At 74.5% G+C, this 18,601-nt stretch carries 12 protein-coding genes and 1 pseudogene; 4 read left to right on the forward strand and 9 right to left on the reverse strand.

The features are described 5' to 3' along the window. Nucleotides 1–74 precede the first annotated feature (74 nt). The 4 genes from nudC to ACQP1S_RS26940 form a co-directional block, all read right to left on the reverse strand. On the reverse strand, nt 75–1,022 hold the full coding sequence (gene nudC, locus ACQP1S_RS26925) for an NAD(+) diphosphatase (protein ID WP_432900424.1): 948 nt from the start codon (nt 1,020–1,022) through the stop codon (nt 75–77). Further along, the gene (locus ACQP1S_RS26930; RefSeq protein WP_432900426.1) at nt 1,019–2,344 is read right to left on the reverse strand and encodes a M16 family metallopeptidase; all 1,326 of its coding nucleotides are present in this window, start codon (nt 2,342–2,344) and stop codon (nt 1,019–1,021) included. The genes nudC and ACQP1S_RS26930 overlap by 4 nt, the downstream gene beginning before the upstream one ends. Before the next feature lie 115 nt (nt 2,345–2,459). Continuing rightward, nucleotides 2,460–3,770: a M16 family metallopeptidase gene (locus ACQP1S_RS26935; protein WP_091241446.1), complete on the reverse strand. Its 1,311-nt coding sequence runs from the start codon at nt 3,768–3,770 to the stop codon at nt 2,460–2,462. A gap of 54 nt (nt 3,771–3,824) precedes the next feature. Beyond that, nucleotides 3,825–4,910 (reverse strand): LLM class flavin-dependent oxidoreductase, encoded by a 1,086-nt coding sequence (locus tag ACQP1S_RS26940; RefSeq protein ID WP_091241449.1) that lies wholly within the window; start codon nt 4,908–4,910, stop codon nt 3,825–3,827. Between the two features lie 188 nt (nt 4,911–5,098). On the opposite strand from ACQP1S_RS26940, the gene ACQP1S_RS26945 reads away from it, so the two are divergent. Genes ACQP1S_RS26945 through ACQP1S_RS26960 form a run of 4 tightly spaced genes read left to right on the forward strand, consistent with a single transcriptional unit; the run spans nt 5,099 to nt 8,378 of the window. Next, nucleotides 5,099–6,166: an ABC transporter substrate-binding protein gene (locus ACQP1S_RS26945; RefSeq protein WP_432900428.1), complete on the forward strand. Its 1,068-nt coding sequence runs from the start codon at nt 5,099–5,101 to the stop codon at nt 6,164–6,166. Beyond that, nucleotides 6,163–6,942, forward strand: coding sequence for an ABC transporter ATP-binding protein (locus ACQP1S_RS26950; RefSeq protein ID WP_091241457.1), 780 nt, complete (start codon nt 6,163–6,165; stop codon nt 6,940–6,942). Before ACQP1S_RS26945 ends, ACQP1S_RS26950 begins: the two co-directional genes overlap by 4 nt. Then, complete coding sequence (locus tag ACQP1S_RS26955; protein ID WP_432900431.1) at nt 6,932–7,816, forward strand: ABC transporter permease; 885 nt, start codon at nt 6,932–6,934, stop codon at nt 7,814–7,816. The genes ACQP1S_RS26950 and ACQP1S_RS26955 overlap by 11 nt, the downstream gene beginning before the upstream one ends. Before the next feature lies 1 nt (nt 7,817). Next, on the forward strand, nt 7,818–8,378 hold the full coding sequence (locus ACQP1S_RS26960; RefSeq protein WP_432900433.1) for an RrF2 family transcriptional regulator: 561 nt from the start codon (nt 7,818–7,820) through the stop codon (nt 8,376–8,378). A 180-nt stretch (nt 8,379–8,558) separates the two neighbouring features. Here ACQP1S_RS26960 and ACQP1S_RS26965 read toward each other — a convergent pair whose 3' ends face one another. From ACQP1S_RS26965 to ACQP1S_RS26985, 5 genes and pseudogenes are all read right to left on the reverse strand, one after another. After that, the gene (locus ACQP1S_RS26965; protein ID WP_091242641.1) at nt 8,559–8,759 is read right to left on the reverse strand and encodes a hypothetical protein; all 201 of its coding nucleotides are present in this window, start codon (nt 8,757–8,759) and stop codon (nt 8,559–8,561) included. A gap of 376 nt (nt 8,760–9,135) precedes the next feature. Then, entirely contained in the window at nt 9,136–10,458 is a 1,323-nt protein-coding gene (locus ACQP1S_RS26970) for a DEAD/DEAH box helicase (protein WP_432900436.1), read from the reverse strand. Nucleotides 10,459–10,680: 222 nt separating this feature from the next. Continuing rightward, the gene (gene cspE / locus ACQP1S_RS26975; RefSeq protein ID WP_007464836.1) at nt 10,681–10,884 is read right to left on the reverse strand and encodes a transcription antiterminator/RNA stability regulator CspE; all 204 of its coding nucleotides are present in this window, start codon (nt 10,882–10,884) and stop codon (nt 10,681–10,683) included. A 200-nt stretch (nt 10,885–11,084) separates the two neighbouring features. Beyond that, nucleotides 11,085–14,641, reverse strand: a pseudogene (locus ACQP1S_RS26980) (ATP-dependent helicase). Then, the gene (locus ACQP1S_RS26985; protein ID WP_432900439.1) at nt 14,638–18,495 is read right to left on the reverse strand and encodes an ATP-dependent helicase; all 3,858 of its coding nucleotides are present in this window, start codon (nt 18,493–18,495) and stop codon (nt 14,638–14,640) included. The pseudogene ACQP1S_RS26980 and the gene ACQP1S_RS26985 overlap by 4 nt, the downstream one beginning before the upstream one ends. Between the last annotated feature and the right edge of the window lie 106 nt (nt 18,496–18,601).

The raw sequence follows: 18,601 nt of genomic DNA on the forward strand, positions 1-18,601 counted from the left end.
ACGGCCCGTGTTCCCGGCCCGGGACCGTCGCGGCAACGGCGGTCCGGGCCGGGGCCGTAGCCGCCCCCGACCGGTCAGCAGTGCCCGTCGAGCCAGCGGTGGATCAGGAAGAGGGCGATCGACGACGGCGGGGGCAGGATCATCCGGTCACCGTCCCCGGCGTCCACCGCCCGGCCGGCCAGCACCGCGCCGATCTCCCGCCGGGTGAACCACCGGGCGTACGCGATCTCCGTCGGATCGACCCGGACCGGCTCCCCCGGGTCCGCCTCGGCCAGGTAGCCCAGCATCAGCGAGCCGGGGAACGGCCATGCCTGGCTGCCCGCGTACATGATCCGCTCGACCCCGACGCCGACCTCCTCGCGGACCTCGCGCAGCACGGCCGCCTCCGCCGACTCCCCCGGCTCGACGTAACCGGCGAGACAGGAGAAACGCCGCTGCCCCGGGGTACGCGGCCAGGTGGCGTTGTTGCCGAGCAGGCAACGACCGTCCGGGCCGTCCACCCCGTCGTGCACCAGGACGATCATCGCCGGGTCGGTACGCGGCCAGGCCCGCCGGCCGTCCCCGTCCACCCGCGACCAGCCGCCCTCGTCGACCTCGGTCCGGTGCCCGGTGCGGGGCGACCAGCCGTGCCCCAGGTGCCAGTTGACCAGGGCGAGCGCCGTGGTGAAGATCCCGGCGTCCCGATCGTCGAGCAGGTGGCCGATCTCCCGCAGGTTGGCCTCCCGGGTGCCCGGCAGCTCGGGCAGCGGGGCGTCCACCGCGAAGACCGGCACCCCGTCGGGCTCCACTCCCAGGAAGAGCGGGAACGCCTCCCCCAGCGGGCCGACCTCGGCGGCGTCCCGCAGCACCAGCACCGGCGGATTCACCTCCGTGCGGACCAGCGCCCGCCCGTCCCGGGTCGAATCCAGCACCAGCACCCGGGCCCGCTGCCACGCCTGCGCCAACCACTGCGGATCGGTACGCCGGTGCGCCGCCCGGTCCAGCGTGGAACGGGCCAGCGGCGGCGCGGTCTCACCACTCACGCCGACTCCGTACGGACCGGGGTGAGGGCGGCCAGCGGACCGGCGACCCGCTCGGCGTCACCGAGCACCACGACGACCGCCCGCGCCGGGGCGAAATACCGGGCGCCGACCTCGGCGATGTCGTCGACGGTGGTCTTCGCCAGCCGGGCGGCGTGCTCGGCGAGGAAGTCCAACCGCAGCCCGTTGCCGGCGTACGCGCTGGTCAACGCGGCCAACCCGGCCTGGGTCGAGATGCCGAGCTGGAGGGTGCCCAGGGCGTACTGGCGGGCCTGCGCCAACTCGTCCGCACCGGGCGGCACCGAGGCCAGCCGACCCAGCTCGTACGTCGTCTCCAGCAGGGCCGGGCCGGTCACCTCGGTGGCCACCTCGGCGCCGGCGACCAGCACCGATCCGGCGACGGAGTGCTCGACCGACGAGTGCGGGCCGTAGGTGTAACCCTTGTCCTCGCGGATGTTCTCCGTCCACCGGGACGAGAAGTAACCGCCGAAGATCAGGTTGGCCAGTTGCAGTGCGGCGTGGTCCGGGTGGGTGCGGGGCACCGCCGGCAGCGCGATCCGCAGCGACGACTGCACCGCACCGGGCCGGTCCACCAGCAGCAGCGGGCCGGGTTCCAGCGGTGGCGCGGGCGGCAGGTCGACGCCCCGGCTGTCCCCGGTCCAGCCGGCCAGGGCCTTCTCCGCGGCGTCCAACGCGCGCTCCGGCTGCACGTCGCCGACCAGCACCAGCACCGCCTCGGCCGGGTGCACCCGCTCGGCGTGCAACCGGCGCAGCGCCGCCGGACGGACCGCGCGGACCTGCTCCGGCTCCGGGGTCTGCACCGCGTACGGGTGCCGGCCGTAGATCCGCCGCAGCAGCGCGGTACGGGCCAGATGGGCGGGCTGGCTCTGCGCCACCTGGATCCGGTCCACCAGCCGGTCCCGCTCGGTCTGCACCCAGTCGGCCGGGTAGCTGGCGTCGGTCAGCACGTCGGCCAGGATCTCCAGCATCCGGTCCAGCCCGGTGACCAGGCCCGCGCCGGAGAGCATCAGCCGGTCCGGGTCGGCCCCGGCGGAGAGCCCACCACCGACCTTCTGCAACTCGGCGGCGATCTGGGTGGCGGTGAGGGCGCCGGTGCCGGCCAGCACCGTCTCGGCGAGCATCGCCCCCCGGGCCAGGTGGGTACGGCCGAACGGCATCCACAGCCGCAGCTCGACCAGGGGGACGGCGGGCCGACGTACGGCGAGCACGGTGAGTCCGTTGGGAAGTCGCCGCTCGGCCTGCTTGGGCAGCTTCAGTCGCCGGGTCGGACCAAGCGGTGGCAGCACCCGGGTGTTGGCGGTCACTGCGTCATCTCCGTTCGCGACTGCGGGGCTCGCAAACCCGGCTCACTCCTCGCACTCACCCAACCGCCCTCCGTTCGCGACTGCGGGGCTCGCAAACCCGGCTCACTCCTCGCACTCACCGGGCACCGCCGGGGATGACCTCGATGGAGGCGCGGCGTTCCGGGCGCAGGGTGGCGGCGGCGGCGCGGACCTGGTCCTCGGTGACCTCGCCGACCAACCGGGGCAGGTCGTTGAGCAGGCCCGGCTCGCCGCGCTGCTGTTCCAGGACCGCCATCCGCAGCGCCCGGCCGAGCACCGCGTCGGTGTCCCGCAGCAGGTGGGTGGCCATCCGCGCCTGGGTACGCGCCAACTCGCCGTCGGTCAGCCCGTCGGTGGCCAGCCGCTCCAACTCCTCGTCGACGGTGCGCAGCGCCTTGTCCACGTCGCCACCGGGCGGCAGGTGCGCCTGGAGCAGCAGCGCGGTGGGGTCGCGGACGTCGAACGGGTCGCCCATGAAGCCGAGGTAGCCGCCGAGGCCGGTGACGCTACGGTCGCGCTGGACCATCCGCTCCACCAGCCGGGACGCGTCCCCGTCGGTGAGCACCTCGGCGAGGACGACGTAGGGCAGGTAGCCGGCGAAGTCGCCGACCGGGTCGGGCACCCGCCACGCCGAGGCCACCGCCGGCAACGGCGCCAACTGATCGGTGTACGAGGTGCGCCGCTCGGTGGTCAGGTCCGGCTCGGTGAAGTCGGGGCGCTCCGGGGCGGGCCGGGCCGGCACGTCACCGAAGTGCCGTTCGACCAGGGCGGTCGCCTCCGTGACGTCGATGTCCCCACTGACCGCGAGAACGGCGTTGCCGCTGGCGTAGTAGCGGCGGAAGAAGTCGGCGGCGTCGGCGACGGTGGCGGACTCCAGGTCGTCGAAGGAGCCGTAACCGTCGTGCGCGTTGGCGAAGGTGTCGAACATGACCGGCGGCAGGGTCAGCCAGGGGAACCCGCCGTACGGCCGGTTGAGCACGTTGACCCGGATCTCCTCCTTGACCACGTCGACCTGGTTGCGCAGGTTCTCCTCGGTCAGCCGGGGGCCGCGCATCCGGTCGGCCTCCAGGAACAGCGCCCGCTCCAGGGCGTTGCCGGGCAGCGTCTCGTAGTAGTCGGTGTAGTCCAGGTGGGTGGAGCCGTTGAAGGTGCCGCCGGCACCCTGCACGTGCCGGAAGTGGGCCAGCTTCTCCAGGTTCTCCGAGCCCTGGAACATCAGGTGCTCGAAGAGGTGGGCGAAGCCGGTGCGCCCCTCCGGCTCGGAGCGGATGCCGACGTCGTAGACGACCGCGACGCCGATCACCGGGGCGCTGCGGTCCGGGGTGAGGACCACCCGTAGGCCGTTGTCGAGGGTGAACCGCTCGACCGGGTACTTCGTCGCTGGGATTCTCGCTCTCCGGGTCGGCACGTGATCGACCCTAGCGTGTCGCCACCCGGGACACGGGCGTCCTCGGCCCGCGTCTCAGTGCGACACCGCGACGGGCAGCGCGGTGACCCGGGGCAGCACCTCGGCGCCGACCCGCTCCGCCTCCTCCCGGTGCGGCCAGCCGGAGAGGATGAACTCGTCGACGCCGCTGCGGGCGTACTCGTCGAGCCGGGCGGCGACCTCGGCATAGCTGCCGACCAGCGCGGTGCCCGCGCCCTCGCGGACCAGGCCGATGCCGGCCCACAGGTTCGTCGCGACGGCGAGTCGTCCGCTGCCGCCGCCGTGCAGCGCGGTCATCCGGGCCTGGCCGACGGAGTCCATCCGGCCGAACCGGGCCTGGGCGGCGGCGATCCGGTCCGGGCTCATCCCGGCCCGCAGCCGGTCGGCCTCGGCCCACGCCTCGGCGGCGGTGTGGCGGGCGATGACGTGCAGCCGCAGCCCGGTGCGCAGGGTGCGGCCCTGCTCGGCGGCGCGGGCCCGGACCCGGGCCACCCGGGTGGCGATGGCCGCCGGCGGCTCGCCCCACATCAGGTACGCGTCGGCCTGCCGGGCGGCGACCGCCTCGGCGGCCGGGGACGCGCCGCCGAGGTAGACCGGCGGCGGATCGGCCAGCGGGGCGGCCAGCCCGCCGCCGTCGACCCGGTAGTGCGCGCCGGTGAAGTCGAACGGCCCACCGCGCCAGGAGCGCCGGAGCACCTCGATGAATTCGCCGGTACGGGCGTAGCGCGCGTCGTGGTCGAGGAAGTCGCCGTACGCCCGCTGCTCGGTGGGGTCGCCGCCGGTGACGATGTTCAGCGCGAGCCGGCCGCCGGAGACCGCCTGGAACGCCTCGGCCTGCTGGGCGACCAGGGTGGGCAGGGCGAAACCGGCGCGGACGGCGACCAGCAGGCCGATCCGTTCGGTGTGCTGGGTGACCGCCGCGCAGACGATCCACGGGTCGGGGCAGCCGGAGCCGACCGGGGTGAGCAACGCGCGGAACCCGCCCGCCTCGGCGGCCCGGGCCACCTCGGTCAGATATCCGATCGTGGCGGCCCGCGCGTGCCGGGCCGCGCCGGCGGCGACGGTGGCCGCGCCGACCTGGTCGCCGTCGCCGGAGGTGGGGAGGAACCAGTGGAAGGTCATGTCGGCAGCCCTCTCGCCGTGTCCCGCCCGGTGTACGTCGCCGGGGGCAGTTAAACCTATCAAGAAGGTAGGAAAACCAGGAATATCTGAGACCGAGCATCCCATGATGCGGACGGCGCTTGACGCCGGCGGACCCCTGGCCCACTCTTCCTACCAACTAAATAGGAATACTGCGGATTGGATAGACGATGAGACGGCTCCCCTTCCGTCGGTTGGTCTCCCTCGCCACCCTCGCCGTCATCGGCGCGGCCACGCTGGGGACCACCGCGGCGTGCGGTGACGACGACAGTGCCGCCGGTGGCGGCGACTCCGGCCCGGTCACCCTGCGGCTGGGCTACTTCCCCAACATCACGCACGCCCCGGCCGTGGTGGGGGTGGAGAAGAAGATCTTCGAGGACAAGCTCGGCAACGACATCAAGCTGGAGACCAAGACCTTCAACGCCGGGCCGGCCGCCATCGAGGCGATCTTCTCCGGCGCGCTCGACGCGACGTACATCGGGCCGAACCCGACGGTGAACGCCTTCTCCAAGTCCAAGGGCGAGGCCGTCCGGGTGATCTCCGGCGCCGCGTCCGGCGGGGTCGCCCTGGTGGTCAAGCCGGAGATCACCTCGGTCGAGCAGCTGCGCGGCAAGAAGATCTCCACCCCGCAGCTCGGCAACACCCAGGACGTCGCCATCCGCTACTGGCTCAAGGAGAAGGGCCTCAAGACCACCAAGGAGGGCGGCGGCGACGTCAAGATCGTCCCGCAGGAGAACGCCCAGACCGTGGAGACCTTCACCAGCGGCGCGATCGACGGCGCGTGGGTGCCCGAGCCGTTCGTCTCCCGCCTGGTCAACGCCGGTGGCAAGGTCCTCGTCGACGAGCGGGACCTCTGGCCGGACAAGAAGTTCGTCATCACCAACCTGATCGTCTCCACCAAGTTCCTCAAGGCCCACCCCGACGCGGTGAAGAAGCTGGTCGAGGGGCAGGTCGCGGCGAACGACTTCGTCAACACCAAGCCGGACGAGGCCCAGCAGGCCATCTCCGACCACATCGGCAAGATCACCGGCAAGCCGCTGGACCTCAAGCTGATCAAGCAGGCCTGGCCGAGCCTGCTGTTCACCAACGACCCCATCGCGTCCTCGCTCAAGACCGGGCTGGACCACGCCGTCGCAGTCGAGCTGACCCAGCCGGTCAGCCTCGACGGCCTGTACGACCTGAAGTACCTCAACGAGGTGCTCAAGACGCAGGGTCAAGCCGAGGTCACCCAGCCGTGACGTCGACCACGACGACGCCGGAGAGTGCGACCGCCGCAGTCGCGCTCTCCGGCGTGACCAAGGTGTACGGGCGCGGGACGAACGCCGTCCTCGCCCTGGACGGGGTGAGCCTGGACGTCCGGCCCGGGGAGTTCGTCTGCCTCGTCGGCGCGTCCGGCTGCGGAAAGAGCACACTGCTCAACCTCGTCGCCGGGTTGGACCGCGCGCAGGGCGGCACCATCACGGTGGCCGACGACGCCCACCCCGGCCTGATGTTCCAGGAGCCGGCGCTCTTCCCGTGGCTGACCGTCGAGGCCAACGTGGAGGTGCCGTTGAAGCTGCGCGGGCTGCCCCGGGCGGCCCGCCGGGAACGGGTCGCGGAACTGCTGCGCACCGTCCACCTGTCCGACTTCGGCCGCAAGCGTCCGCACGAGCTGTCCGGCGGCATGCGGCAGCGGGTCGCCCTGGCCCGCACCCTCGCCCTGGACACCCCGGTGCTGCTCATGGACGAGCCGTTCGGCGCGCTCGACGCGATGACCCGGGACATCCTGCACGACGAGCTGGAACGGATCTGGACGGAACGGCAGCTCACCGTGCTGTTCGTGACGCACAACGTCCGCGAGGCCGCCCGGCTCGCCGACCGGATCATCCTGCTCAGCAGCCGACCCGGCCGGATCATCTGGTCCACCGAGGTGAACGTGTCCCGCCCCCGACGCATCGACTCCCCCGAGGTGTCCGCGATCGCCTCCGAGGTCACCGACCGACTGCGCACGGAGGTGGGCCGCCATGGCAAGTGACACCCTGACCGATGCGGCCCGCGCCGACGCGGAGATCTCCGGGCTGGACGCGCTGGAGATCGCCGGCCGCGAGAAGGAGGTCTCCCGGGGGGCCCGGCTCTGGGCGTCCACCTGGCCCAAGCTCGCCGCGCTCGCCATCGCCATCGGGCTCTGGCAGGTGGTGGTCTGGAGTGGCTGGAAGCCGCCGTACTCGCTGCCCGGCCCGGTCGCCGTCGCCGAGGAGCTGGCCCGGCAGGCCGGTGGACGGCAACTCTGGGACGGGCTCGCCACCACGCTGCAACGCGCCGCGCTCGGCTACATCTTCTCCGTCGCGGTCGGCCTGCTGGTCGGCCTGGCGGTGGCCCGGTCCAAGGTGCTCCGGGCGGCGATCGGCTCGATGATCACCGCGTTGCAGACGATGCCGTCGATCGCCTGGTTCCCGCTGGCCATCCTGCTGTTCGAGCTGAGCGAGAAGGCGATCTTCTTCGTGGTGGTGCTCGGCGCCGCGCCGTCCATCGCCAACGGGGTGATCAGTGGGGTCGACTACGTGCCACCGCTGCTGGTCCGGGCCGGCCGCAACCTCGGCGCCCGCGGGCTGAACCTCTACCGGTACGTCATCGCCCCGGCCGCCCTGCCCGCCATCGTCGCCGGGCTCAAGCAGGGCTGGGCCTTCTCCTGGCGCAGCCTGATGGCCGGTGAGCTGCTGGTGGTCGGCATCTCGCAGACCTCGCTGGGGGCCCAACTCACCTATTCCCGGGAGTTGTCCGACGCGCCCTGGCTGCTCGCCACGATGATCGTCATTCTGGTCGTCGGGCTGGTGGTAGACGCTGCCTTCGGGGCTGCCGACCGGACCATCCGGCGTCGCTGGGGCGTACTGGACCAGGCTGGTCAGTGACGTGTACATCTCCGCGCGCAGCGACTACGCGCTCCGGGCCATGCTCGCCGTCGCCGCGACCGGCGACGGCGAGCCCACCCGACCCGACGGCGGGGACGGCCGACCCGAGGGCGGTGGCGGTGGCGGTGGCGGTGGCGGTGGCGGTGGCGGTGGCGGTGGCGGTGGCGGTGGCGGTGGCGGTGGCGGTGGCGGTGGCGGTGGCGGTGGAGAACTGGTCAAGGCCGCGCGCCTGGCGGAGGCGCAGGGCATCCCGCTGAGCTTCCTCCAGGGCATCCTGCTCGACCTGCGCCGCGCGGGCCTGCTGCACAGTCACCGGGGCACCGAGGGCGGCTACGCGCTGACCCGGCCCGCGTCGCGGATCAGCGTCGGGGACGTGCTGCGCGCCGTCGGTGGATCACTGACCACCGTACGCGGGCTGCCCGCCGGAGATGCCGGCTACCACGGGGTGGCCACCGGCCTGCGCGACGTCTGGCTCGCGGTGGACGGCGCGATCGCCGTGGTGGTCGACCGGACCACGCTCACCGACCTGCTGGTCCACCAGGAGCAGACCCCCGCCTGCTGACGGGCACCCGACCGGTGACGGCCACCGGACCACTGTCGGCGCCCGAGCGGTGACGGCACCGTCCTGCTGACGGCACCCGACCGGTGATCCGTAACGTCCGTCCGACCGTCGACCCCCCAGGATTCGACGGTCGGACGGACGACCGGACCCGCCGCCCCCACCGGCTCCCGCAGGGCCGACTCAGCCGGCGGTCAGCTCGACCGTCGGCGGACGCCCCTCATCGGGACTGTGCAACTCGACCAGCCCGGCCGGGGCGGCCCGCCCCGGCCTCGGGTGCCAGGGCGCGAACGCCGCGACCATGGCGAGCAGGAGCCCGGCGCCGGCCACAGCTAACACCACCAGCAGCTCGCGCCCCGCCCCCGACTCAGCGTCGCCCCCCATGGTCACCCCTCCCGTGCCCGACCGTGCCGGCCGGCTCTTTCCCCCGGAAGCAAGCTTCGACCAGCCGGGCCCGATGGAACAGTCACCGATCGGACGCAATAGAGCCGGCAAACCGACCCACCCGTCGGCATGATCACTGAGAGTTCACACCCGACCCCACACCGTCCACCAAGTGGGACGGCGACCCGATCACCGCACGCCCAAAACAAGATCGACTCAGGTGGGCCGATGTTGCGGCATCTTCGGCACGATGACACCGCAACATCGACCCCACTGAGTCGATCTCGATCGAACACGACGGCAAGCACGCTGTCCGCCCCACGGACTCCCGCCCCCCGGACGGGACAGCAGCCCGGTCAGGCGGACAGGCCGCCGGTCAGGCGGTACGCGGGCGACGCGGACGACGGGACCGGCCCGACGCCCGGTGCGACCGGCCACCCTCCCCACCGCCACCGTTGCCACCACCGACGGCGGCACGCGGCCGGGCGGCCGGGGTGGGCGTCGGGGCGACGATCGTCACCGGCACCCCGGACGGCTCACGGGCCCCGGTCACCCGGGCCAGCGCCCCGTCGTCGAGGCGTACCTGGGTCGACTGCGGCTTGATGCCGGCCACGCTCATCAGCCGGGAGACGTCCCGGCGCTGCTCCGGCAGGACCAGGGTGACCACCTGACCGGCCTCACCGGCGCGGGCGGTACGACCACCGCGGTGCAGGTAGTCCTTCGCCTCGGTCGGCGGGTCCACGTTGACCACCATGTCCAGCCCGTCGACGTGGATGCCCCGGGCCGCCACGTCGGTGGCGACCAGCGCGGTCACCTGGCCGGTGCGGAACTGCTCCAGGATCCGGGTGCGCTGCGGCTGCGACTTCCCACCGTGCAGCGCCGCGGCGCGGACGCCCTTGGCGAGGAGCTGACGGGCCATCCGGTCGGCCCGGTGCTTGGTCGCCATGAACAGGATGGTGCGGCCCTCGCGGGCGGCGATCTGGGTGAGCGCGGTGGGCTTGTCGGCCGCGTCGACGTGCAGCACGTGGTGGGTCATCGCGGTCACCGTGGCGGTGCCCGGGTCCACCGAGTGCGACACCGGGTTGCTGAGGAAGCGGCGGACCAGGCGGTCCACCCCACCGTCCAGGGTGGCCGAGAAGAGCATCCGCTGGCCGTTCGGGGCGACCTGCTCCAGCAGCTTGGTCACCTGCGGCAGGAAGCCCATGTCCGCCATCTGGTCGGCCTCGTCCAGCACGGTGATGGCGACCTGGTCGAGGCGGGCGTCGCCCCGGTTGATCAGGTCGTGCAACCGGCCGGGCGTGGCTACCAGCACCTCGGTGCCGGCGCGCAGCGCGTCCGCCTGCCGCTGGAGGGAGAGCCCCCCGACCACGGTGGCGCAGCGCAGCCCCAGCGCCCGGGCGTACGGGGTGAGCGCCGTGGTGACCTGGGCGGCCAGCTCACGGGTGGGGACCAGCACCAGGGCGAGCGGGCGACCCGGGCGGGCCCGGTGGCCCGCGGTGCGGTGCAGCAGGGGGAGCCCGAAGGCGAGGGTCTTGCCCGAGCCGGTGCGTCCCCGGCCGAGCACGTCCCGGCCGGCCAGCGAGTCCGGCAGGGTGGCCGTCTGGATCGGGAACGGCTCGGTGATGCCCTGCTCGGTCAGCTCGGCGAGCAGTGCCGGCGCGAGGCCGGTCGCGGCGAAGGTGGGAATGGTCATGGTCATGCGAAATGCCTTCCTCGACGCGGCACGTGTCGAGGGAGGGCGCCGAGAGTCGGCGCGGTCTCCGACGGAGCACTCCGTCGGGGACTCACAAGCACGAACCGATGGGGTACGGGCCGGTCCGCCGCAGCACGCCGCGTCCCGCCGGAGCGGGGGGCGGCGCGGCGGACCGGTCCGTCACCGGGTCCGGAGGACCTGGTGGGTGTTACCGGGACGATCCGAAGATCAGAGCGGGCGGATGTTCTCCGCCTGCGGGCCCTTCTGGCCCTGGGTCACCTCGAACTCGACCCGCTGGTTCTCGTCCAGGCTCCGGTAGCCGGAGGACTGGATCGCCGAGAAGTGGGCGAAGACGTCAGCGCCGCCGCCGTCCGGGGTGATGAAGCCGAAGCCCTTGTCAGCGTTGAACCACTTGACGGTGCCAATTGCCATCTGTTTCGTCTCCTTGACGGAACGTCGAACCCGCACCTGTTGCGGGCCCGAAGAGGAGCGCTCCGCGCGGGATGCGCGAATCGCCTGTTGTTTTTGGTCGCCCCGCCCGGAGAGCTCCGGACACAACAAAGAGCGCCTGGGGCTACAATCCGCCAGGCGCACACAGAGTCTCTGGAAACCAAAACTGCAACAAGAACAACCTACCACGGATCTTCCAGCGCGCCACCCCCCACCGGATTTTCCGGCAACCCGGCGATGATCTCGGTCAGCCCGGCGGCGTCCAGCAGGTCCGCCGGCCGCACCGTCACCCCGTCCCGCACGTAGTGGAAGGCGGCCCCCACCCGGTCCACCGGCACCCCGGCCAGCTCCGCCCAGGCCAGCCGGTAGACCGCGAGTTGCACCGCGACCACCTGGGCCTCGCCGTCGGTCGGCTGCCGGCCCGTCTTCCAGTCGACCACGTCGTACCGGCCGCCGGGGCGGGAGAAGACGGCGTCCATCCGGCCCCGCACCACCACACCGGCCAGCACCGTGGCGAACGGCACCTCCACCTCCACCGGCACCCGGTCGGCCCACTCGCTGGCCAGGAAGCGCTCCTGAAGCTCGGCCAGCGCCCCGTCGGGCGCGGCATCCGCGTCGGCCGCACCCGGCAGCTCGTCCACGTCGAGCAGCCGGTCGGCCCCGAAGCGCTGCTCCAGCCAGGCGTGGAAAGCGGTGCCCCGCCGGGCGTACGGGCTGGGTGGGGCGGGCATCGGTCGGCGCAGCGTCCGGGCCAGCTGCGCAGGGTCCCGACGCAACGCCACCAGCTGGGTGACCGACAGGTGTCCGGGCAGCACCACCTCGACCGCCTCGGCCTGCCGCAGCAGCTCCGCCCGCTCGGCCAGGAGCAGGTCCGCCTCCCGCCGCCAGCGCACCACCTCCGACTCCGCCGCCTCGGGCTCAGCGACCTGCGGGCCCGGCACCTGCTCGGCGGCCTGCAGGGCGGGCACCTGCTCGGCAGCCTCCGGGTCGGACGCCTGCGCGGCGGCCAGGGGCGCGGCAGCCTGCGCGGCGGCCGGGGCGCGGCAGCCTGCCGGTGCGACGCCTGCGCGGCGGCCTGCGGGTCGGGCAGCAGCTCGCGGCGCGCCGCGTCGGGGTCGGCGAGGAAGCGGCGGACCAGCGCCGCCGCCTCGGTCAGCGCCGGCCGTCGCGGGCCGAGCGGGTCGGCCGGCCAGTCGGCCCGCAACACCAGCTCGGTGGTCGGATTGACCGCGTCACCGGCCGGCTCGGGCGCCCACTCGTCGACCAGCAGGCCGTCCCCGCCGGCCAGGCAGGCGTCGTAGACCTCGCGCAGCAGCACCGACGGGCCCCGGAACCGTTTGGTCCCCTCCCCCCACCAGTACCCGGAGCAGAGCAGCAGCCGCCGGGGCCGGGTCACCGCCACGTACGCCAGCCGGCGTTCCTCGCGCTCGTCGTGGGCCCGCCAGGCGTCGGTGAAGTCGGCCGCCGCCCGGGCCACCCCGCGCTGGTCGGTCACCTCGGCGAGGTCGAGCACGGGCAGCCCGTCGGCGTCGCCGCGCAGCGGGAAGGGCAGCACTCCGAGCCCGCCCAGCCAGTGGTCGGAGTTGCGGACCTGGCCGGGCCAGCCGCCCCGGACCAGCCCGGCGACCGCGACGACGTCCCACTCCAGCCCCTTGGCGGCGTGCGCGGTGAGCACCTGCACCGCGCCCTCCACCACCTCCACCTCGCCCGGGGAGAGCCCCCGCTCCTCGTCCTCGGCGGCGGCCAGGTAGGCCAGGAAACCGGCCAGCGTCGCCGCCGGGGTCTCGCCGCTGAACCGGGCCGCCACGTCGCCGAGGGCGTCCAGGTGCCCCCGGGCCAGCCCGGCGTCGCCGGTGCCGTCCCGGCCGGCCCGGACCGCCACCTCGACGTCCAGGCCGATGGTGCGTTCCACGTCCGCGATCAGCTCCGGCAGCGTCTGGTCCAGCCGGTACCGCAACAGAGCCAACTCCATCCCGTACGACCGCAGCCGCGCGTACCCCTCCGCCGAGTACGTCTGCGCCGGCCCCAGATCGGCCAACGCCTCCACCAGGGTCGCCTCGTCCAGCACGTCCACGGTGATCTCCGGCCCGTCGTCGCCGGTCAGCTCCCGGCGGGCCCGGGCGATGACCCGCGCCCGCCGGTGCAGGGCCACCAGGTCACGCGGCCCGATCCGCCAGCGCGCCCCGGTGAGCAGGCGCAGCAGCGCCGCGCCGTCGGTCGGGTCGGCGAGCACCCGCAGGGTGCAGACCACGTCGCGTACCTCGGGGGTGTCCAGCAGACCGCCCAGGCCGACCACCTCGACCGGCAGCCCCCGGGCCCGCAGGGCCGCCTCGATCGCCGGGATCTGACTGCGCACCCGGACCAGCACGGCGGTGGAGGGGCGCTGCGGCACCGGGATGTGCTCGGGCAGCGCGCCGGGCATCCGGGCCGCCCCCCGCCAGGCGGCGAGCACGCTGCCGGCGATCCAGTCCGCCTCGGCGACGTACGTGGGCAGCAGCGCGCAGTGCACGGTGCCGGCGGCCAGGCCGCGCGGGCTGCGGTGCGGGATCGGATCGCGGACGCTCAGCGCGGCGTGCAGCTCCGGCACCCGGGCACCGGCGGCCCGCAGCGGCACCGACAGCGCGTTGGCCACGCCGAGGATCTCCGGCCGGTTGCGCCAGCTGGTGGTGAGGCTCATCGCTTCGGCGGGGGCACCGTCGGCGCGGGCGAAGTCGGTGGGGAACCGGTCCAGCGTGCCGGCGCTGGCCCCCCGCCACCCGTAGATCGACTGGCAGGGGTCGCCGACCGCGGTGACCGGGTGGCCGCCGCCGAAGAGGTGGTTGAGCAGCACCACCTGGGCGTGGCTGGTGTCCTGGTACTCGTCGAGCAGCACCACCCGGAAGCGGTCCCGCTCGACCGCGCCGACCGCCGGGTGGTCCCGGGCCACCCGGGCGGCCCGGGCGAGCTGGTCGGCGAAGTCCATCGCCTCGAAGTCGTCCTTGCGCCGGGCGTACGCCCGCACCAGCGGCAGCAGCTTCAGCCGGGTCCGCTGGAGCTGGAGCGCCTTGCGGACGTCGGCGTAGACCCGCCCCGGGTGGGACTGCACGTCGGCGAAGAACCGGCCCGTCCAGGCGGCCAGCGCGTCCGGGTCGACCAGGTGCTCGTCAAGTTCGCCGGCCAGCGCGAGCACGGCGTCGGTGATGGTGCTGGGCATCCGGTCGACCTCGGACATGTCGCCGTCGTAGTTGCGCACCAGCAGGTCGACGAGCTGCCACCGGGACGCCTCGGTGAGCAGCCGGGTGGTGGGTTCGTAGCCGGCCCGCAGCCCGTGTTCGGTGACGATCCGGCCGGCGTACGAGTGGTAGGTGGAGACGGTGGGCTCGCCGGCCAGCGGATCGTCCAGCGGGTTGCGGGCCCGCCGCCCGAGCCGCCGGACCAGCTGGTCGAGCCGGGTACGCACCCGGTGCGCCAGCTCGCCGGCCGCCTTGCGGGTGAAGGTCAGCCCGAGGATCTGCTCCGGGCGGACGTACGAGTTGGCGACCAGCCAGACCACCCGGGCGGCCATCGTCTCGGTCTTGCCCGAGCCGGCGCCCGCCACCACCAGCAGCGGCGCGACCGGGGCCGAGATGATCGCGGCCTGTTCGGTGGTGGGGGCGGGCAGCCGGAGCAACCGGGCCAGCTCCACCGGCGTGTAGCGCGGCCCGGCGTCGGCGGTCCGCGGTACGGGGGTGGCGGCACTGAACAGGGTCGGCTGGGTCACCGCTCCCCCTCGTCCGCGACAGCCGGTGGCTCGACGACCTGACGGCCCTGCCCGGAGACCGGGCAACTGGTCCGCACCGGGCAGACCCGACACTTCGAGTTGGCGACAGCGGCGAAGGTCGCGGCGGCCATCGTATCGGCGGTGCGTCGGACCAGGGCGGTGGCCCAGCCGGCCTCAGGGCCCTGCCCGGCGGCGGCCTGGGTCTGCTCGCGGGCGTCCCTCGCTCCGGTGCCGAGCTGCACCAGCGCCGCTCCCCCGGTCTCGTCGCCGAACTCGGCGAAGCCGCCCGCCTCCACCGCCGCCTGGTACGCCCCGAGCTGCGGATGCTCGGCCACCTCCCGCTCGGTGACCGCCGTCGACTTGCCGGTCTTGAGGTCGATCACGACGAGCCGGCCGTCGGCGTCCACCTCCAGCCGGTCCACCCGGCCGGTCAGCTCGATCGGACGTGCCGGGTCGTCGAGGCGGACCGCGAACTCGTGTTCGATGGCGAGCAGCCGGCGCGGGTTGCCGGCCAGCCAGCGCAGCAGCTTGTCCACCATGGCCTCGGCGCGCTCCCGTTCCGGGCCGACCATCCAGCGGGCGGCCAGCTCGATCGCGTCGAACCGGGCGGCCACGTACTCCAGCAGGGCGGTCCGGTCGGCGCTGGCGTCCTCGGCCAGCATCGCGGCGGCGTGCACCAGGTTGCCGACCCCCTGGGTGGAGCTGGCCGGGCCGCTGCCACCGTGCCGTTCGAGCAGCCAGCGCAGGCTGCACCGCAACGCGCTCTCCATCGCCGACGGGGTGACCCGGACGGGTTCACCCTCGTCCACCAGCGGCCGGTCGTCGGACAGGCCCCGCAGCCCCCACCAGTCGTCCGGGTGCGCGCCCGGGATGCCGGCGGCGGCCAACCGGGCCAGCTCGGCCGCCGCCGCGCGCCGCCGGGCCACCGACGCCCCCGGATCCGTGACCGCGGTACGCAGCTCCGCCACCAACGCCGACAGGGTGAGTGCCCGGGGCGGGCGGCCCACCGGCAGCTCGCCGGGCAGGCCATCGTCCGCCTCCTCCACGTCACCCCGCCCGGCCGACGGCTGCTGGCGGGAGCGTGCCCCCTGGGGGGCCGGTTCCGGCCGAGACTCCTGACCCGCCACGCCGGCACCGGCACCGGCGGTGGCGGTGGCGGTGGCGGTGGCGGTGGCGGTGGCGGTGGCGGTGGGATCAGACCTGCCCGGATCTGGTGGGGCGGGAACCGCCCGGCCCGGTAAGGCGGGAACGGAGGGGCCGGGCGGGGTGGAGGGGCCGGGCGGGGTGGAGGGGCCGGGCGGGGTGGAGGGGCCGGGCGGGGTGGAGGGGCCGGGCGGGGTGGAGGGGCCGGGCGGGGTGGAGGGCGGCGCGGACGGGCCGGGGCCGCCGTCGGACGGGCCCGGGGCCGGCCCCTCCCCGGCCGGGCCGGGGACCCCCAGCTCGTGCAGGAAACGACTGGGCTGTTCCTCGTGGTCGTCGCCGCCGACGGCCGCCGAGGCGACGGCGGTGACCAGCAGCCGACGCCGGGCCCGGGTCACCGCCACGTGGAAGAGCCGGCGTTCCTCGTCGAGCAGGGCGGAAGTCTGCCCGACCAGGCTGGCCCGGGCACCGGTGCCGTCCGCCCGGCCGACCAGCACGTCGACCAGCCGTTCGGAGCCGAGCAGACTGCCCCGCAGCCGCAGGTCGGGCCAGACGCCCTCCTGCACGCCGGCCACCGCGACCAGGTCCCACTCCAGGCCCTTGGCGGCGTGCGCGGTGAGCAGGCGGACCGCCGCCCCTCGGTCGGCGCTGGCCGCCAGGGTGTCGGCCGGCAGGTCCTGGCCGAGGACGTGGTCGAGGAAGACCTCGGTCCGCGCGCCGGGCAGCCGGTCGACGAACCGGGCCGCCGCGTCGAAGAGCACCAGCACCGCGTCGAGATCCCGGTCGGCGGCCTCGGCCCGCCAGCGCTGGGCGGTCTCGTGCTCGCCGGTGGCCGCCCGCCCCCGGTTGATCGAACCCGCCCACCGTTCGGCGAGCCCGCTGGCGCTCCACACCGCCCACAGCACGTCCTCGGCGGTGGCGCCGGGAACCGCCGCCGCCGTCCGCGCGGTGGCCAGCAACTCCGCCACCGTACGGGCCGGTTCGATCCAGCGCCGCTCGATGCCGGCCAGCTCCGCCGGGTCGGCCAGGGCCTCGACGATCAGCTCACCGGAGGGCCGCCGGTCGCCCCGGGCCAGCGCGAGCGCCCGTAGCCCCTGCCGCAACCGCCGCTCGGCGAGCGGGTCGGCCCCACCCAGCGGCGAGTGCAGCAGGGCGATCGCGGACTCCTCGTCCAGCCGGGCCGGTTCGAGTGCGCAGCGCAGCAGGAGCAGCAGCGGGGCGACCGCGGGTTGCAGGTGCAGCGGCAGGTCCTCGCCGTGCACGACGGTGGGCACCCCGGCGGTGTGCAACGCCCGGCGCAGCGAGGGCAGGTGCAGGTGGGTCGAGCGGACCAGCACCGCCATCGCCGACCAGGGCACCCCGTCGAGGAGGTGGGCGGAGCGCAGCGCGTGGGCCAGCCAGGCGGCCTCGCTGGTGGCCGAGCGGAAGGTCCGCACCTCGACACTGCCGGGCGGCGCGTCGGGCAGCGGCCGCAGCCGTCGGTGCCCGGCCGGACCGCGCAACCGCCGGGCCAGTCGACCGGTGGCCCCGAGCAGCACCGGGCCCGCCCGGTAGGAGGTGGTGAGGGTGACCTGCGCCGCCGGTGCCCCGGAGGCTGTCCGGAACCGGTGCGGGAAGGCGGTCACCACGGCCGGGTCGGCACCCCGGAAGGCGTACGTGGAGGAGTCCGGGTCGGCGAAGGCCACCAGGGACCGGCCGCCGTCGGCCAGGACGGCCAGCAGGTCCTGCTGGGCCGGATCGGTGTCGGCCAACTCGTCGACGTAGACGTGGGCCAGCCGGCGACGCTCGGCCTCCAACAGCTCCGGATCGTCGAGGAGCATGCCGGTGGCGGCGCGGACCAGCTCCGCCGGGTCGTACGCCACGGAGCCCCGGTTGCTGACGTCGCGCAGCGCGAGGACCGCGACGTACTCCCGGAGGAACCGGGCGGCGGCCGGCCAGTCGGTGCGGCCCAGCTTCTCGCCCAGCCGGGCCAGCTCGACCGGGCCGACCCCCCGCTCGGCGGCGCGCATCAGCAGGTCACGCAGTTGGGCGGCGAACGCCCGGGTACGCAGGGCGGGGAGCAGGTCGTCCGGCCAGCCGACCGGGTCGTCGTCGGGTTCGGTGCCGACGACGTCCAGCAGCTCCCGGATGATCAGATCCTGTTCGGGGCCGGTGAGCAGCCGGGGGGACGGCTCCCCGCGCTCGGCGGCGGCCCGGCGCAACAGGCCGAAGGCGTACGCCGGGAAGGTGCGTACCAACGGCTCGCGCAGCACCCGGTGGCCGTCGGCGGCGATCCGGGCCTCGATCCGGTGCCGCAGCTCGGTGGCCTGCCGACGGCTGAAGGTGAGCACCAGGAGGCGCTCCGGGTCGACCCCCTCGGCGACCCGGGCGGCGACCGCCTCGACCAGGGTGCCGGTCTTGCCGGTGCCCGGCCCGCCGAGGACCAGCATCGGCCCGTCGGTATGCGCCACGACCTCCGCCTGGAGCGGATCGTGCCGGCGCACCCCCGGGTGCGTGGCATCGCCCGTCGCCCCCCAGGGTCGTGGCCCCCCCTCGGGATACGGAGCATCGCCCGCTGACCCCCCGGGCCGCGGCCTCCCCTCGACGCCTGACCCGGCCCGATCTGGCCCCTCGGTCGCCCCGCCGTGCCGACCGTCCCCCCGGACGCTCGTGGCGGACCGCCCGCTCTCCGGGCCCGATCCGGCAGGTCGGCGCACCAGCCGGTACCCCTGCACCCCCATATCCCATCACGCCGGTACGACACCACCCACCGCACCACCCCGGCCCGTCGCCCGCCGCGAGGACCAGCCCCAGGGACCGGGCCGAAGCCTGGCGTGCTGA

This window comes from Micromonospora matsumotoense, from assembly GCF_050951065.1.
Taxonomy (GTDB): Bacteria; Actinomycetota; Actinomycetes; order Mycobacteriales; family Micromonosporaceae; genus Micromonospora; species Micromonospora matsumotoensis.